This is a genomic window from Paracoccus endophyticus (assembly GCF_003286075.1).
Taxonomy (GTDB): domain Bacteria; phylum Pseudomonadota; class Alphaproteobacteria; order Rhodobacterales; family Rhodobacteraceae; genus Paracoccus; species Paracoccus endophyticus.
Genome location: NZ_QLUV01000006.1, coordinates 70959 through 87952 on the forward strand (window position 1 = coordinate 70959; position 16994 = coordinate 87952).

The 16994-nt window shown below is 69.9% G+C and carries 14 protein-coding genes; 4 read left to right on the forward strand and 10 right to left on the reverse strand.

The features are described from left to right. Positions 1-27: 27 nt before the first annotated feature. From DPQ23_RS09035 to DPQ23_RS09065, 7 genes are read right to left on the reverse strand one after another with little or no spacing between them, the layout of a single operon-like run. The gene (locus DPQ23_RS09035; protein ID WP_170310770.1) at positions 28-954 is read right to left on the reverse strand and encodes an FAD:protein FMN transferase; all 927 of its coding nucleotides are present in this window, start codon (positions 952-954) and stop codon (positions 28-30) included. Next, complete coding sequence (locus DPQ23_RS09040; protein WP_112874372.1) at positions 951-1544, reverse strand: nitrous oxide reductase accessory protein NosL; 594 nt, start codon at positions 1542-1544, stop codon at positions 951-953. The genes DPQ23_RS09035 and DPQ23_RS09040 overlap by 4 nt, the downstream gene beginning before the upstream one ends. Continuing rightward, positions 1541-2359, reverse strand: a complete 819-nt coding sequence (locus tag DPQ23_RS09045; protein WP_112874373.1) for an ABC transporter permease — start codon at positions 2357-2359, stop codon at positions 1541-1543. The genes DPQ23_RS09040 and DPQ23_RS09045 overlap by 4 nt, the downstream gene beginning before the upstream one ends. After that, the gene (locus DPQ23_RS09050; RefSeq protein WP_112874374.1) at positions 2356-3306 is read right to left on the reverse strand and encodes an ABC transporter ATP-binding protein; all 951 of its coding nucleotides are present in this window, start codon (positions 3304-3306) and stop codon (positions 2356-2358) included. The genes DPQ23_RS09045 and DPQ23_RS09050 overlap by 4 nt, the downstream gene beginning before the upstream one ends. Continuing rightward, entirely contained in the window at positions 3275-4618 is a 1344-nt protein-coding gene (locus tag DPQ23_RS09055) for a nitrous oxide reductase family maturation protein NosD (protein ID WP_112874375.1), read from the reverse strand. The genes DPQ23_RS09050 and DPQ23_RS09055 overlap by 32 nt, the downstream gene beginning before the upstream one ends. A gap of 4 nt (positions 4619-4622) precedes the next feature. Then, a complete protein-coding gene (gene nosZ, locus DPQ23_RS09060; protein WP_170310771.1) occupies positions 4623-6590 on the reverse strand; it encodes a TAT-dependent nitrous-oxide reductase in 1968 nt (655 codons plus the stop codon). 2 nt (positions 6591-6592) lie between these two features. After that, positions 6593-8938, reverse strand: a complete 2346-nt coding sequence (locus DPQ23_RS09065) for a NosR/NirI family protein (protein WP_112874376.1) — start codon at positions 8936-8938, stop codon at positions 6593-6595. Between the two features lie 278 nt (positions 8939-9216). Between DPQ23_RS09065 and DPQ23_RS09070 the strand changes: the two genes are divergently transcribed. From DPQ23_RS09070 to modC, 4 genes are all read left to right on the forward strand, one after another. Then, positions 9217-9582, forward strand: coding sequence for a winged helix-turn-helix domain-containing protein (locus tag DPQ23_RS09070; RefSeq protein WP_112874377.1), 366 nt, complete (start codon positions 9217-9219; stop codon positions 9580-9582). 75 nt (positions 9583-9657) lie between these two features. Further along, positions 9658-10407, forward strand: a complete 750-nt coding sequence (gene modA / locus DPQ23_RS09075) for a molybdate ABC transporter substrate-binding protein (RefSeq protein WP_112874461.1) — start codon at positions 9658-9660, stop codon at positions 10405-10407. 10 nt (positions 10408-10417) lie between these two features. Then, positions 10418-11116: a molybdate ABC transporter permease subunit gene (gene modB / locus DPQ23_RS09080; RefSeq protein ID WP_112874378.1), complete on the forward strand. Its 699-nt coding sequence runs from the start codon at positions 10418-10420 to the stop codon at positions 11114-11116. Next, positions 11113-12198: a molybdenum ABC transporter ATP-binding protein gene (gene modC / locus DPQ23_RS09085; RefSeq protein ID WP_112874379.1), complete on the forward strand. Its 1086-nt coding sequence runs from the start codon at positions 11113-11115 to the stop codon at positions 12196-12198. Before modB ends, modC begins: the two co-directional genes overlap by 4 nt. Positions 12199-12211: 13 nt before the next feature. On the opposite strand, the gene DPQ23_RS09090 is transcribed toward modC, so the two are convergent. The 3 genes from DPQ23_RS09090 to guaB all read right to left on the reverse strand — a co-directional run bounded on the left by DPQ23_RS09090 (position 12212) and on the right by guaB (position 16970). Then, positions 12212-14497, reverse strand: coding sequence for an FdhF/YdeP family oxidoreductase (locus DPQ23_RS09090; protein ID WP_112874380.1), 2286 nt, complete (start codon positions 14495-14497; stop codon positions 12212-12214). Positions 14498-14636: 139 nt separating this feature from the next. Further along, on the reverse strand, positions 14637-15131 hold the full coding sequence (locus DPQ23_RS15425) for a hypothetical protein (RefSeq protein WP_162630701.1): 495 nt from the start codon (positions 15129-15131) through the stop codon (positions 14637-14639). Positions 15132-15521: 390 nt separating this feature from the next. Continuing rightward, positions 15522-16970, reverse strand: coding sequence for an IMP dehydrogenase (guaB, locus tag DPQ23_RS09105; RefSeq protein WP_112874381.1), 1449 nt, complete (start codon positions 16968-16970; stop codon positions 15522-15524). Positions 16971-16994: the final 24 nt, after the last annotated feature.

The following is a 16994-nucleotide window of genomic DNA, read 5'->3' on the forward strand; positions in this document are numbered from 1 at the left end:
GGCGCGCCGCGGGCCGGCCGGCGTCCGTCAGACCGGCAGGGGGTCGAACGCCTCGACCCGCACATCGGCAAAGGCCACAACGGCGCGGTCCAGGTCCGACCGCGTCATCAGGCAGCCTGCGGTGGACAGCGCATCCGCCAGCGCGGCCGAAGGCGCCGACACCGACACCAGCGCCAGCGCCCGGTCCGAGGGCTGACCCGTGCGCGGGTCGATGATGTGGCCCAGCCGTCCGGCCTGGTCGAAGCAGGTGGCGCGAGGGGCCGAGCTGGCCAGGGTCCGCCCGCTCAGCGGCACCGGGCGGCCGTTCGACAGCGTGACGGGCCAGGGCCGCCCGTCCGGCGCGCGGCCCAATGCCGCGATCTCGCCCATCTCGCACATCAGGTCGGTCATCCCCATCCCGGCGAGCCGCGCCGCGACCCGGTCGGTGACATAGCCCTGCGCGATCCCGTTCAGCGTCAGCGCCATCCCGGGGCGGGCCAGGGTGACGCGCGCCGGTTCAACGGCCACCCCGCCCCAGCCGGTGCGCGACAGCGCGGCCGCGCGCTCGGCCGCGGTCGGCGTGCGGCCCTCGGCGGCGGCCGTGGCGTGCAGGGCCCACAGGGGCTGAATGGTCGGATCGAACAACCCGCCGCTTGCGTCGTGGACCAGCCCGGCCAGCGTCAGCAGCGCGACCATCTCGGTCGAGGGCGCGTCCAGCGTGCCGGTGGCATTCAGGCGCATCAGCTCGGAGCCGGGCCGATAAAGGCTGAAGATCGCCTCCAGCCGCGCCAGCTCGTCCAGCGCGGCGGCGACCATGCGCTCGGCGTCGGGATGGGCCAGGATCAGCCGGGCCTCGGCCCCCAGCGCCGTGCCGCGCCAGTCGGTGATCGGCCCGGCGGGGGCAGCGCGTCCTGCCAGCGGCGCCAGCGCCGCGGCCGAGGCGATGGTCAGGAAATGGCGGCGGGTCACGGTCATGGCGTCTTCTCCTCGGGTCGGTTCGCGGACAGCGCCTTCAGCCGGGCGGCAAAATCCGCATCGTCGTCGTTGGCGGGGGTGCCCGCGATGGGACTGGGGGGGTCGTCGGCCGCCAGCACCAGCTCTGCCGGGATCTCGTCCAGCCGCCGCACCTCGCCCCCCTGTGCCGCGACAAAGCTCCGGGCGGCGTCCTCGGTGCCGAAGGGGATCACCTCGGGCGTTCCCATCCCGCCCGCCTGCGCGGACCCGGTGACGAAAAACGCGTCCTCGGCGGCGATCCAGTTCGATGCGCCCGGGTTTTCCCACGGCGCCACGGCCATGTCGCTGACATAGATGGCCGTGATCTCGCCCTGCTGTTCCGGCAGCAGGCGGAACGCCACGGCGTCGCGGACCTGGCTGAAGAACAGCGGATCGGGCATGCCGCGCAGATGCACCTGCGCCTTGGGGCCGGGGTGTTCGAACAGGTTCATCTGGCAGAAATGGCCGACCGCCTCGCGCGTCATGGCGACGGGCTCGGGGCGCTGCGCGGCCTCCTCTCGGCAGCCCGCAAGCGCCGCGACCAGCAGCAGGGCGGCAACCGCGCCCCTCATGGCGTCACCCGGCGGAATGCCGTGACGGCAAGGGCCAGCATCGCAAGGGGCCACAGCACCAGCGAGGTCAGCGCCTGCCAGCCGGGGATGGACGCTGCCGCCCCGCCGATGCCGGACGCCGCCGCCGTGGCCCCGCTGGCGCCAAGGTTGTACAGGCGGAACGCGTCCGCCGCGTTGGCCAGCAGCGCCGCAGGCAACGCCGCGCCCAGCGCCTCGCCCCCGCGCGACACGATCAGGCCCAGCAGGGCAAGGTCATACAGCACCACCGCGACAAGCCAGATCCCGATGGCCATGCCCGCCGCACCGGACGGCCTGCGCGCCAGCGAGGACGCCAGATAACCCGCGCCAAGAAAGCTGGCGCCCAGCAGGACCGAGGTCCAGCCCAGCCGGAACAGCGCCGGAACCCCCCGCCCCGCCAGCGGATCGACCAGCAGCGCAGCCCCGGCGGCCAACCCGTATCCGACCGCGATGGCCAGCGTGAGGATGGACAGATGCGCCACGAACTTTCCCGCCAGCACCTGTGCGCGGCTGACCGGATAGGTCAGCAGCAGCGGCAGCGTGCCGCGCTCGACCTCGCCGGCAACGGCGTCGAACGACATCAGCAGCGCCACCAAGGGGACCAGATACACCGCAAGGCTGGTCAGCGAGGCCACGACCACCGACAGCCGGTCGGCCCCCAGCGCCCCGGTCGGCGCGGACCCGGCGGCGGCCAGCGCCAGCGAGAACAGCGCCATCATGGCGACGGCGATGACGACCCAGCGGTTGCGGGCTGCGATCCGCAGCTCGGCCGCGGCCAGGGCAAGGATGCGGCTCATTCGGCGGCCTCCGACAGGGGCGCACGCCAGTCGGCGACGCTGGCGCCCGGCTCTGCGGGCAGGTCGCGGCGGCTGATGCGGCTGTAGATGTCCTCAAGGCTGGGGGGCACGATGTCCACGTCGGTCAGCAGCGACCGGGCGGCGGCCACGCGGGCCAGCGCGGCAAGCTTGTCCGATTGCGGCACCATCAGGCGCAAGGCCCCCCCGTCGGCCTGGCCGTCGGGAAAGGCGCGGGCCAGCGCCTCGGCCTGACCCGGCGCGGGCAGCAGGGCGAAGGTGACGGGCAGCGCCGCCTCGGCTCGCAGGTCGGCCATGGTGCCCTGCGCCACGACCCGGCCATGGGACAGGATCACCATGCGATCGGTGCGCGCCTCGACCTCGGTCAGCGCGTGCGAGCTGAGCAGGATCGACGCCCCGGTCGCGGCCAGCTCGTCCAGCAGCGCATAGAACTCGCGCCGCGACACCGGATCGAGGCCGCTGGTCGGCTCGTCCAGCACCAGCAGGCGGGGCTGGCCGATCAGCGCCTGCGCCAGTCCGACGCGCTGGCGCATCCCCTTGGAATAGGTGCCGATCCGGTGGTCGGCGGCATCGGCCAGCCCGACGCGCGCCAGCAGCTCGCCCGCCTGACGCCCCGGCTGGCCGCGCAGCGCCAGATAGGCGCGCAGCTGCTCACGCCCGGTCAGCGCCGGATGGAAGGCCACGTTTTCGGGCAGATAGGCGGTGCCGGCCCGCGCGGGCCCGCTGCCGGGGGCTGCGCCCAGCACCCGCACCTCGCCCGAGGTCGCCGGGATCAGGCCCAGCACGATCTTCATCAGCGTGGACTTGCCCGCGCCGTTGTGGCCCAGCAGGGCCACGCGCTCGCCGGGGCCGACCGACAGGCTTACCTCGTCCAGCGCGGCCACCGCGCCAAAGCGCCTAGTGAGCCGCGAGAGGATCAAACTGGTCATTCTGGGTTCCTTCCGCCGCCCGCCGGGCCATGGCCACGGCGGCAAGGGCGGTGTCTTCGGGATCGGGGGCAATGGCAACCGGGGCCATCATCGGGTGGCTGTCCAGCACGCCACCGGGCAGCGTCGCGGGAAAGCTCGATTGGCTCCACCGGATCAGCTGGACGACGGGCGAGCCGGTCAGCAGCGAGGCTGCGGGCTGCGACCACAGGATGTGGTCCATCAGGTCGTTGGGGCGAAACGCGCTGTCGGCCACGGCATCGCCGTTCAGGTCGAATGCGGGGTGGTCGGACCAGTAGTTGCCGCGACCCTCGACGCTCCACTCCACGTCGCGGGTGCCGACGTACTTGACCTGCGTGCGGTTGCCGATGAAGGCGTTGCCGGTGATCGCGTTGCGCTCGGAGCCGGCGGTGAAATGGATGCCGATGTCGCACCCCTCGAAGCGGTTGCGCGCCAGCAGGTTCTTGTGGGCGTTGTAGATGAAGACGCATTTCTCGGCGCCGATCACCAGGTTTTCGGCGATGTCCGAACTGTTGGCATAGTTCAGCATCAGGCCCTGCGCGGCATCGGCCAGGCTGGTGTTGCCGTTGATCTGCAGGCGGTCCGAATACATCAGCGCAAAGCCCAGGTGATTGCCGATCGAGACGTTGCCGGAAATCTCGCTGTCGTGGGTGTTCATGTAGTGGATGGCAAAGCGCACGTCGGTCATGCGGTTGTCGCGGAACGTGCCCTTGCGCGACAGGATGACGAAGATGCCGTCGCGGCCGAACCGGATATCGTTGCCCTCGACCACCAGGCCGCGGGTGTTCCACGAATAAACGCCGTTGCCGCGGTCGTTCATGCGGGTGTCCTGACGCCCCTCGATCAGGTTGCCGCGGATCACGCTGTCCTGGGTGCCGTGCGCGTCCACGCCGAACAGGTTGCCGACAAGGCGGTTGCCCTCGACCACCGCGCGCCGCGAGGTCTTGGTCAGCTGCACGCCCGAATCGATGGTCTCATGCTCGGAGCCCGAGCCGGTGATGACGAGGCCGCGGACGACCGCGCCCTCGCCGGTGATGGTGATGACGCTGCCCTGTCCCGCGCCGTCGATCCGGGCCTGCCCGCCCTGCCCGTCCAGCGTCAGCGGCTTGTCCAGAACGACCGGCCCCTGATGCAGGCCCGGGTCCAGCAGCAGCACGTCGCCCGGTGCGGCCGCGGCGATCGCCGCGGCCAGCGCCCCGTCCCCGGCCGCAACCCGCCGCTCGGCTGCCGCGGCAGCGACGCCGTGCAGCGCCAGCGCGCAGGTCAGAAGCATGGGGACGAGGGGGCGAGGCATCGGATCAGGTCGCCTTCGGCTCGACGAACATGCGGCCCCGCATCTCCATGTGCAGGGCGTGGCAGAACCACTGGCAGTAATACCAGTACACGCCCGGCTGCGCGGCGACGAAGGTGACCGAGGACGTGGCCTGCGGCGAGATCTCCATCGCGACGCCGTGGTTGCCCAGGGTAAAGCCGTGCGTCAGGTCGTCCAGGTCGTCCAAGTTCGTCACGATGACCGTGACCTCGTCGCCCTCCTGCACGGTGAACTGCTCCAGCGAGAAGTTCGGCGCCTGGCTGGACATGTAGACCCGGACCTTGTTGCCGTCCCGGATCACCGTGTCGGTCCAGCTGTCGATGTCCACGCCGTCGGCCTCGGCCTGCTTGCGGGTCTCGGCCCAGAACGGGTCGTTGCGTTCCCACACCGACTTGATGTTGCTCATCTTCGAGGCCAGCACCGCGATCGCGTCGTGGGGTTCGGCAAAGTTGGGGCCGTCGTGGACCAGCACCATCTTGTCGCCCGAGATGTCGATCAGCTGATCGTTCTCGGGCTTCAGCGGACCCACGTTGATGAAGCGGTCCTTCGAGAACTTGGACAGGCAGACCAGCCAGCGTCCGTCCGCCTCCAGCGTTTCACCCATCGAGGTCTTGAGGTGGCCGGGCTGGTAATGAACGTCGATCTTTTCGCGGATCGGGTCCACCGCCTCGCCGTTGTGGGCGCGGATCGCGTCCTCGATGTTCCACTTGGCGACCTGGCTGTCGAGGAACAACGAGGTGTAGGCGTTGCCGGACCCGTCAAAGGCGGTGTGCAGCGGCCCCAGGCCCACCTCGGGCTGGGCCACGATCACGGACGCGGGCTCGGCCTCGTCGGCGAACACGGCGTCGAACTTGGTGACGTCCAGCACCGACACGGTCGGCGACAGCTTGCCGCCGATGCACAGGTGCTTCTTGTCGGGCGCCATGTTGCAGCCGTGGGGGTTGTTCGGGATTGGGATGTAGCGGGTGTATTTCTTCGCCGCGTTCTCCTTGCGCCCGTCCAGGATCTTGACGCCGTTCAGCTCCTTGAAATCGCCGGCGGCGATCCCCGCCTCGATGTTGGCCAAGTTGAAGACCACGACGTGGTCCAGCTCGGCTTCCATCATCTCGGCCGAGGTGACGCCCATCTCGGAGTTGTAGGAGGTCGAGAAGGCGTACTTGCCCTCATAGTCCGCGTCGCAGTTATCGAGGTTGCCCGACACGATGACCTGCCAGGCGACGGTCATGGTCTGGGTGTCCACGGCGCTGAACAGGTTCACGTACTGCGACTTGTCGTCCAGCACCGTGCCGTCGTTGACCAGCGGCGCCTCGTCCTCGCCGTTGCAGAAGAGGTATTTCGACGACGGCACTTTTTGCGGGCGCATCCCGTGGATCGCCTTGGCGTTCGGGATCTCCAGGATCTTGTCGGCCTTCATCACGTCGCAGCGGACGCGGGCCACGCGGGTGTTGGCCTTGTCGTTCATGAACAGGTACTGGCCGTCGTACTTGCCGTCGGTATAGCTCATGTGAACGTGGTGAAGGTCGCCGTTGTCGTGGACCTTCTTGCCCTGCGCGGCCAGGTACTTCCGCGTCTTTTCGGTCATGTTCTCGGTCAGGACCTTCAGCGACTCGTTGGTCTGCCCCCAGCCCGTCGCCGAGCAGCGGTTGAACACCGGAATCCGCATCAGCTCGCGCATGGACGGCACGCCGAGGATGCGGACCTCGCCGGTCTGACCCGAGGACCAGAACCCGTAATAGGTATCCAGCTCGCCGGGATGCAGGATCCACGGCGTCGCGCTTTCGGCCGGCGCGGTCTGCGCCGCCGCGGGGGCAGCGCCCGCCGTCAGCGCCGCAGCGCCCGCGCCGCCCATGAGACCCAGGCGCGCCGCGCCGGCCCCGCCCAGGGCGGCAAAGCCGCCCACCGTGGCCGTTGCGCCCAGCAGGCCGCGACGGCTGATGCCACCGTTCTCGCTCATTTTCAGTTTCCCTTCGCCTTGATGTTGGGATGATTCAGAATCCGGTCCAGCGCCGGGGCGCCTGCCGAAGCGGTTTCCCGACGTTTCAGCGTGCGCTGCACGACCGGGCATTTTTCCTTGCTGTGGTACAGCACCTGACAGTGCATGCAGTTCACGCATTCGTTCGGGTTGATCTGCCCGGTCGGGTGGATCGCCTGCACCGGACATTCGACGCCGCAGGTCTGGCACGGGCTGCCGCATTCACGATAGCGTTTCAGCCAGTCGAACATCCGGATGCGCGCCGGGATCGCCAGCCCTGCGCCCAGCGGGCACAGATAGCGGCAATAGAACCGTTCCACGAACAGCCCGATCACCAGCAGCGACGCGACATACAGGACGAACGGCCATTCGCGCACGAACTTGAGGATGATCGCGGTCTTGAACGGCTCGACCTCGGCCAGATGCTCGGCGCGTTCCAGCGACATCAGCGACACCGCGAACAGTCCCAGGAAGATCATGTACTTGACCGGCCACAGCCGCTCGTGCAGCCCCCAGGGCAGCCGCCACTGCGGCACGCCCAGACGCTGGGCGGCGTGGTTCGTCAGCTCTTGCAGGGCGCCGAAGGGGCACAGCCAGCCGCAATAGGCGCCCCGACCCCAGAAGATCAGGGCCGCGGCCACCGCGAACCACAGGATGAAGGTCAGCGGGTCCAGCAGGAACGCCTGCCACGAGAAGCCGCTGGTCAGGCTGTTGAACAGCGCCAGGATGTTCACGACCGAAAGCTGCGCGTTCATCATCCAGCCCAGCCAGACCAGCGTGACGGTCAGGAAGGCATAGCGGAACACCTTGGTCGCGCGCGCCGAGCGGGTCAGGAAATCCTGGAAGAAGAAGGCCAGCGTCAGCACCCCGAGCATGACCAGCAGCGCGCCGATCTGGGGGGACTTGGCCTGCCAGATGCGCTGCCACAGCTGCACCTGGGCCCCGTGTTCGACGGCCGCCGCCTGCGACATCACCACCGCGGGCGGTGCCGCGCCGGTGGGCACGCCCGCCGCCGTCTGCGCGTCGGTCGCGGGTGCGGCGCCCGTTGCGGGGGCGCCGGGGGCCGGGGACGCAGCCGGCGCGGCCGCGGCGACCGCGGGGGCGGCAGCGGCCGGACGCGCCACTTCGCGCAGGAACTGGTCGGGCAGACGGTATTCCATGTCGAAGGTGGTGAAGGCCTTGTCGATCGCCGCGACCGACCGGAACACCAGCAGCTGCAGACGGAACGGCTGCGCCGGGTCGAACCCTGCGTCCGCGGGGATCTTGAACAGGTCCTTTTCGGTGAACGCGGGCGCGCCCTCGGCCGCCAGCCCGTTGATCCGGCGGTGCTGGCGGTCGCGGAACCGGACCGACGCATCGCCCTGCATCAGCTGGATGCGGTCAAAGATGCCGCCGCGCACATAGCCCGAGCCCTTGAAGGAATAAAGCCCGTTGCCCAGCACCATGATCGCGTGTTCGCCGGGCTTGAGCCAGGCCTTGAGGTTCTCGTATTCCGCGTCGCCCAGCAGCGCCCGGCCGATCGCCGGCTGGCTGACCAGCGCCACGCGCATGTCGATGAACGTGGTCTCTGGCGGTTCGGTCAGCGGCCGTTCCTTGGCGCGCGGGTCGGCATGGGTCGCAAAGGTCTGGTTGACCGTGCCCACGTCCAGCAACAGCCGCCGGACGGTGCCATCGCCCTCCAGCGTGGACCAGTCGCGCGCCGCGGTGGCGTCGGGGTTCATCTCGAGCATCGGGCCGGTTGCCGTCGCCTGCGTCGGGGCAGCGCCCAGCCCGCCCAGGCCCAGGGCCCGGGCGACATGCAGGCCGGACCGCACGACCGAATCGTCGATGACCATGACGGTGACGGTCGCGCCCGAGATGATGTTCAGCTCATGCGCCGATCCGCCGGCCTGCGCCTCGGCCTTGAGGTCGAGGCCGACGTAATCGGCCGCCATCTGCTGGATCTTGGCGTCCGGGATGCCGATCAGGACGATCGGTTCGGAATGCTTGACCAGCCGCACGCCCAGGACGCGGGCATCGGCGTCCACGGCGACCGCCGTGTGGATCGGCTTGCCGGAATAGCCGGTCGTGCCCACGAAATCCGATGTGATGTAGACCCAGCCAAGCTGCTGGCCCCCGCCCATGACCGGGGCCACCGGCAGGTCGTCGCGGATCGGGCCGAACCCGTCCGCGCCCGCAACAATGTCGCCGGGCCGAAGGTCCGGCAGCAGCTGCGACAGGTGGGATGGCGCGGCCGCCGCCCCCTGCGCTTGGGCTGGCGGTGCCGGCAGCACCAGCAGGCAAAGCGCAAGGCACAACGAAAGGAACAGGACAGGCAATCGGAGAATCATTCAGTTCGCCCTTTCGGGATATCGCCGGGACGCGCACGGACCGGGGCGGGCGCCCCGGAGGCGGCAGGGCATGGCGCCCACGCGCAGTCCCACGGGGCAAGGGTCGGCATCAGGGCCGACGGAAAGCGGAAATATGACGGGGCCACCGCGCACATGGCCTTTGGATACGCCATTGCGCGTCAGGGACATTGATTTTGGTCAATTGGCGCATCGCGGCGGTGCGGTGGACCGCCGCAAGGCGCCCTTGCGGATCGGCGGCGCGGCAGGGATCATGCCGCATGAGCGGTCTGCACCCCGAATTCTTCCTGCGGGTCTATCTCAGCGGCGACGGCATGATCGGCCCCGGCAAGGCCGCGCTGCTGGAGGGGATCGCACGCACCGGCTCGATCACCGCGGCGGGGCGCGAGCTGGGGATGAGCTACAAGCGCGCCTGGATGCTGGTCGAGGCGATGAACGGCATGTTCCGCAACCCCGTGGTCGACAGTGTCAGAGGCGGCGCGGGCGGCGGCGGCGCAGCCCTGACCGACACGGGGCGGCGCGTGCTGGCGCTGTACCGCGAGATCGAGGCGACCTCGCGCGAGCTGAACGTCGCGCGGATCGCCGCGCTGCGCGCGATGCTGGCCGACAGCCCGGCCGAAAGATAACGGTTGCCCCGCGGCCGCCAGGGGATATGTTCGATCGGACATAACCCTTGCGAGGATGCGATGCCGGTTCGCCAGATGATGCTCGCCCTCCCCCTCGGCCTGGCCGCGCTGACCCTTCCCGCCGCCGCGGCCGAGGTCGTCGTCTTTGCAGCCGCCTCGATGAAGACCGCGCTGGACACGGTCGCGGCGGCCTATCAGGCCGACACCGGCCACACCGTCACGATCAGCTATGCAGGGTCGGCCCAGCTCGCCAAGCAGATCCTTGACGGCGCGCCGGCCGACATCTTCGTCTCGGCCTCGGTCGAGTGGATGGACGAGGTCGAACAGGGCGGCGCGGTGGTCCCGGGCACGCGCCGGGACCTGCTGGGCAACAGGCTGGTGCTGGTGGCCGCCGGTCCCGCCGCGCCGCCGGTCGCGCTGGACCGCGACACCGACCTGCCGGCCCTGCTGGCGGGCGGCAAGCTGGCGATGGCCCTGGTCGATTCCGTTCCCGCCGGTCAATACGGCAAGGCGGCGCTGACGACGCTGGGCCTGTGGGATGCCGCAGAGCCTTTTGTCGCGCAGGTCGACAACGTCCGCGCGGCCCTGGCGCTGGTGGCGACCGGCGAGGCGCCCTATGGCATCGTCTATGCGACGGACGCCGCGGCCGAGCCCAGGGTCCGCGTCGTGGGCAGCTTTGCCGCCGACACGCACGACCCGATCACCTATCCGGTGGCCCTGCTGGCCTCGGCGCAGGACCCGGCCGACCGGGCGTTCCTGGACGCGCTGTCGGCGCCCCCTGCGGATGCCGTGTTCGCAGCGCAGGGCTTTGCCGTGCTGAAGTGAGGGCGCGCGCATGGCCGACTGGCTGACCGCGCAGGAATGGGACGCGCTGCGGCTGTCGCTGCGGGTGGCGTTCTGGGCCACGCTGGTCAGCCTGCCGGTGGCCCTGTTCGTGGCGCACGCGCTGGCGCGGTGGCGCTTTCCCGGGCACGCCGTGCTGAACGGGCTGGTGCATCTGCCGCTGGTCATGCCGCCGGTGGCGACGGGCTATCTGCTGCTGCTGACGTTCGGGCGGCGCGGCTGGGTGGGCCAGCACCTGGACCAGTGGTTCGGGATCGTGCTGGCATTCCGCTGGACCGGCGCGGTTCTGGCTGCGGCCGTGATGGCGTTCCCGCTGATGGTGCGCGCCATCCGCCTGTCGATCGAGGCGGTGGACCCGCGCCTGGAACAGGCCGCGGGCAGCCTGGGCGCAGCGCGGCCCTGGGTCTGGGCCACCGTGACGGTGCCGCTGATCCTGCCCGGCGTGATTGCGGGCGCCATGCTGGCCTTTGCCAAGGCGATGGGAGAGTTCGGCGCCACCATCACCTTCGTGTCCAACATCCCGGGCCAGACCCAGACGTTGCCGCTGGCCATCTATTCCTTCCTTCAGGTGCCGGGGGGCGAGGGGGCGGCCGCGCGGCTGGTGGCGATCTCGATCGCTCTGGCGATGGCCGCGCTGGTCGCGTCCGAGGTGCTGGCGCGCCGCGTCGCCCGCAGGGTTGCCGGGCGATGACGCTGTCCGTCGCCCTGCACCACCGCTTCGACGGCTTTGTGCTGGATGTTGCGTTCGAGGCGCCGCCCGGCGTCACGGTTCTGTTCGGCCCGTCGGGGTCGGGCAAGTCCACGGTGCTGAACGCCGTCGCGGGCCTGCTGCGCCCTGACGCGGGCCGCATCGTTGCGGGTCCCGCGGTTCTCACCGACACCGCGCGCGGCATTCACGTCCCCGCGCACCGCCGCCGACTGGGCGTGATCTTTCAGGACGGTCGGCTGTTTCCGCATCTGTCGGTGCGCCAGAACCTGCGCTATGGCCGCTGGTTCGCCCCGCGCGGCGCGCCCGCCATGCCCGAGGGCGCGGTCATCGAGATGCTGGGCATCGGCGCGCTGCTGAGCCGCACTCCCGCGACGCTGTCAGGTGGCGAGCGCCAGCGCGTCGCCATCGGGCGCGCGCTGCTGGCCGCGCCGCGGCTGATCCTGGCCGACGAGCCGCTGTCGGCGCTGGACGATCAGCGCAAGGCCGAGATCATGCCCTGTCTTGAACGGCTGCGGGACGAGCTGCGCGTGCCGATGCTGTATGTCAGCCATTCCCCCGCCGAGGTCGCGCGCATCGCGACCACCGTGGCCATGCTGGACGCCGGGCGGCTGACACGGATCGGCCCCGCGGCCGAGGTGCTGGCCGATCCGTCGGTTGCCGGACGGGGCCGCGATGCAGGCGCTGTCATCGCCGCGCGCGTCGTGACCCACCATCCCGACGGCGTGACCGAACTGGACGCGGGGGGACGGGCCCTGTTCCTGCCCACGCTGGCGGCCGCGCCGGGCGACCGGCTGCGGCTGCGGATCGCGGCCCAGGACGTGATGCTGGCGCGCGGCCTGCCCCAGGGCCTGTCGGCGCTGAACATCCTGCCTGGGACGGTGGAAAGCCTTGTCGACCTGGGCGACAGCGTCCTCGTGCGGTTGTCCACAGACGCGGGCGCGATCCTGTCGCGCATCACCCGCCGGTCCGCGCGCCAGCTGGACGTGGTGCCCGGCGCGGCGCTGACCGCCATCGTCAAGTCGCTGTCGCACGGCCCGGCCGACGTGGGAACGCCGACCCACTAGGGTCGAGGGCGCCTCAGGCCTCGATCCGCACCGGCGTTCCCTTGTAGGCCGGCGTCTTCGACATCCGGTCGTGCAGCCCGACCGGCACGATGCCGTTCACCTCGGGGTAATAGGCGGCGACGCAGCGGTCCGGCAGGTCATAGGGCGTGACGGTCAACCCCGCCACGGCGCGGCGGTGGCCGTCCTGCTCGGCGCAGGCCATCGTGACCACCTGCCCCTCGGACAAGCCGGCGCGGGCCATGTCGTCCAGATTCATCAGCACGATCATGCGGTTGCCCGACAGGCCGCGCAGCCGGTCCTCGAACCCATAGACGGTGGTGTTGAACTGGTCGTTCGACCGCAGCGTGATCAGCGTGTACTCGCCCGGCGCCAGATCGCGCCCCAGACCCGAGTGGCCGGGCGGCACCGAGAATTCGGCCTTGCCGCTGTCGGTCTGCCAGACGCGGCCGCGCGCCTTGTTGCCCTTGTAGAACCCGCCCGGCCGGCGCATCCGGGTTTCATACCCCGTGAACTGCTCGGGCCAGACCTGTTCGATGGCCGACCGGATGCGGGCGTAATCCCCCACCCAGTCGTCCCAGGGCACATTCGGGTTCGGCGGCAGCGTCGCCTTGGCAATGCCGGCCACGATCGCCGGTTCCGACAGCAGCGTGTCGGCGGCGGGCGCGTTCTTTCCCAGCGAAGCATGGATGTGCGACAGCGAATCCTCGATCGAGACGGTCTGCGGGCCGCTGGCCTGCCTGTCCTCCTCGGCCCGGACAAGGCAGGGCAGCAGCCAGGTGGCGCGCCCCGGCACCAGATGCGACCGGTTCAGCTTGGTCGCCACGTTCACCACCAGATCCAGCCCCGCCCAGTGCGGGGCAACCCGGTCGGTGTCGGGGATCGCCCGCGCGAAATTGCCCCCCAGTTGCAGAAAGCCGCGCACGGACCCGTCGATGATCCCCCGGGCGGCCTCGACCGTGGTGCGCCCCTCCTCGCGCGGCGGATCGAAGCCGAACAGCGCGGCCATGCGGTCCAGCGGCACCAGATCGGGCTTTTCCGAGATCCCCACGGTGCGCTGCCCCTGCACGTTGGAATGCCCCCGCACCGGAGAGATGCCGGTCCCCAGCCGTCCCACGTTGCCGCGCAGCAGCATCAGGTTGACCAGCATCCCCAGCGTCTCGCCGCCGTGGACGTGCTGCGTCAGCCCCATGCCGTACATGGCGACCGTCGCGCGGGCGCGGGCATAAAGATCGCCCACGTCCTGCAGATGCTGACGCGACAGGCCCGAATGCGCCTCGATCTCGTCCCAGCCGGTCGCCTCGGCGTGCGCCCTGAGCGCGTCGAAGCCGGTTGTATGCTCGGCGATGAAGTCCCGGTCGATGATGCCGCCCTCGGCCGCGTCCAGGTCCAGCGTGCGCTTGACCAGCCCCAGCATCGCCGCAAGGTCCCCGCCCGGCCGGACCTGAAGATACAGGTCCGATATGGCGGTCAACCGGCCCAGCATCTGCAACGGGCGCTGCGGGTTGCGGAACCGCAGCAGCCCCGTCTCGCGCACGGGGTTGAAGGTGACGACCTTGCAGCCGCGTTCCACCGCCTTCTGGATGGTGTGCAGAAAGCGCGGGCTGTTCGAGCCAGTGTTCTGTCCGAAGAACAGCATCAGGTCGCAGTGGTCGAAGTCCTCGAACACGCAGGTCCCGACCGGAGAGCCGATGTATTTCTTCAGCGCCACGCTGGTCGTCTCGTGGCACATGTTGGACGAATCGGGCAGGTTGTTGTGGCCGTAAAGCCGCCCGAACAGCTGCCACAGGAACGAGGTTTCAAGGCTCGCCCGTCCCGAGGTGTAGAAGACGACCGACTTCGGATCGAGCCGTTGCAGCGCCGCCCCGATGCCGCGGAACGCCTCGTCCCATCCGGTCGGCACATAGCAGCCGCTGGCGGCGTCGAACCGCATCGGATGGGTCAGCCGGCCCATCGCCTCAAGCTCGTGGTCGCTCAGGCGGGCAAGGTCTGCCACCGGGGTGTCGGCCAGCGTCAGCGGGTCGCAGATGGCGCGGGTCAGGTCCCAGATGGTGGCCTTGGCCCCGTTCTCGCAGAACTCGGCGGTGTGCGGTTTGGCGGGCTTGCCCCAGGCGCACGAGGTGCACATGTGCCCGCCCGGCTTGTTCTGCCGGCGCAGCGTGTTCAGCGCCCCGGCGGAGGGCGGCTCGCCCAGCAGCAGGCGGCTCATCCCCTTGAGCGAGCCCCACCCGCCGGCCGCCCCGTCGTAATGGGGGGTGTCGGGGTCCTGCTCGGCCTGGGGGTCGTGGGGTTCGGCAGCCATCGTCGCACCTCTCGGGCAGTCGGGACGGAACGCCCGCGGGCGAACGCCTGGCACGAGCCTGCGGGGGACGGCGCCCGGGGGCCTGTGCCGCCCGCCGCCGCGCCCCTCAGGGCGGCGCCCCTGGGCCAAACGTCGATCCTCAACGCGGGCGGCGAAGCTCGGTTTCCACCGGACCGGGCGGGCGGTCGAACATTCCGGCAGGTTCGATCATGCCCGCCTTACCGCTGTGCTCGAAGGCAGGCTCGATACGACCGATCTGAGCGAGGATGAAGAAGCCGCACGGCTCGATGCCTTCACCGAAAAGATGGGCCAGCCGTCGGACGCCGAGGTTTCCTTCTTTGCCCGACGCCGGGCGCTCGGCCGAGGGCGTCGGCCTGGATGCCGGCGGCGACCCTGTCCATGCCCGCGATGATACCGCCGCATGAGACCAGGCCTTGTCCTGCTTGCCGGACCCAATGGCGCCGGAAAATGGACCCTGTATCAGACCCGCGTCGCCCCCGGCTTCGCGGGTCCGTTCATCAATGCCGACATCATCCAGCGCGACGAGCTTCGGGGTCCCTCGATGCAGGCGTCGTATCAAGCCCCCGATCTTTCCGTTGCCCGGGTCAAGGCCCGCACCGAAGAGGGCGGGCATGATGTTCCCGAAGCCCAAGATCCGCGCCCGCTAGGAGCGCAGTCCGCCCCTTGTCCGGGACGCGGTGCTGCGGGCCGATCGCGGCATGGTGTTCGACAACTCGCGCCTCAACACGGCGCCGCAGCAGATGCTGGTCTTTGCCACTGACCGCCTTGTCAAGGCGGCACCGATACTGCCCCGATGAATCCTGGCGGCCCATGCCGCCGATCTTGTGATCTGACCCAGCGCCATCATTCATGATGCCGCCGAGGCTGCATCAGCAAATCGGCAATCCTGTCCTCTCAGCATCAGTCTGCATCGGCAAACGGCGCTGATGTCGGCGTAAGTCCTTGATTTCCGCTGCCCGAACCATCAGCCAGGCACCAGCCAGAACATCACCTGACCCCTTGATTACCCCAACCGATAGTTCGGCGACTCCCGCGTGATCTGGACGTCGTGCACGTGGCTTTCCTTCAGGCCCGCGCCGGTGATGCGGACGAATTCGCAGCCGCCGCGCATCTGGGCGATGGTGGCGTTGCCGGTATAGCCCATCGCGGCGCGCAGGCCGCCGACCAGCTGGTGGATGACGGCGGCGGCGGGGCCCTTGTAGCTGACCTGCCCCTCGATCCCTTCGGGAACCAGCTTGTCCGAGGCCGCGTCCTTCTGGAAATAGCGGTCGGCCGAACCGCGGGCCATGGCGCCCAGCGACCCCATGCCGCGATACGACTTGAACTGCCGGCCCTGGTACAGGATGACCTCGCCCGGGCTTTCATCCGTGCCCGCGATGGCCGATCCGACCATCGCGCAGGCCGCGCCCGCCGCGATGGCCTTGGCGAAGTCGCCCGAATACTTGATGCCGCCGTCGGCGATCACCGGCACGTCGCCCGCGCCTGCGACCGCGTCCATGATCGCGGTCAGCTGCGGCACGCCGACGCCTGCGACGACGCGCGTGGTGCAGATCGATCCCGGCCCGATGCCCACCTTGATCGCGTCCGCGCCTGCGTCGATCAGCGCGCGCGCGCCCGTGGCGGTGGCCACGTTGCCGGCGCAGACCTGCACGCCGGCATAGCGGTCCTTGATGCGGCGGACGGCGACGGCGACCCCTTCGGAATGGCCATGCGCGGTGTCGATGACCACCAGATCGACGCCCGCGTCGATCAGCGCCTCGCTGCGGGCAAAGCCCTCGTCGCCCACGGTCGAGGCGGCGGCGACCCGCAGGCGGCCCATGTCGTCCTTGCACGCCAGCGGGTTGAGGACCGACGTCTCGGTGTCCTTCAGCGTCAGAAGGCCGGTCAGCTTTCCGTCGCCGTCGGTGATCAGCAGCTTTTCGATGCGCCGCGCCTTCATCAGGCTGATCGCCTCGTCCCGGTCCGCAGGTTCGCGCAGGATCGCAAGGTTCTCGGACGTCATCATCGCCCGCACCGGCGTGCGGTCATCGCTGGCAAAGCGCATGTCGCGGTTGGTGACGATGCCGACCACCCGGCCGCGGTCGTCCACCACCGGAAAGCCCGAGACGTGATAGCGTTCCTGGAACGCCTTGGCGTCGGCCAGCGTCTGCTCGGGCGTCAGGGTGATGGGGTCATAGACGATGCCGCTTTCGAACCGCTTGACGCGGCGCACCTCATCGGCCTGCTGGGCGGCCGTCAAGTTGCGGTGGATGACCCCCAGGCCCCCGGCCTGCGCCATGGCGATGGCCATGCGGCTTTCGGTGACGGTGTCCATCGCGGACGAGATCAGCGGAATGTTCAGCTGGATCGACCGGGTGAGAAAGGTCGTCACGTCCGCCGTCGACGGCAGCACGCTGGATGCCGCCGGGACCAGAAGAACGTCGTCGAAGGTCAGCGCCTCGCGGATCTGCATGGGATCATCCTGTCACGGTCGTGT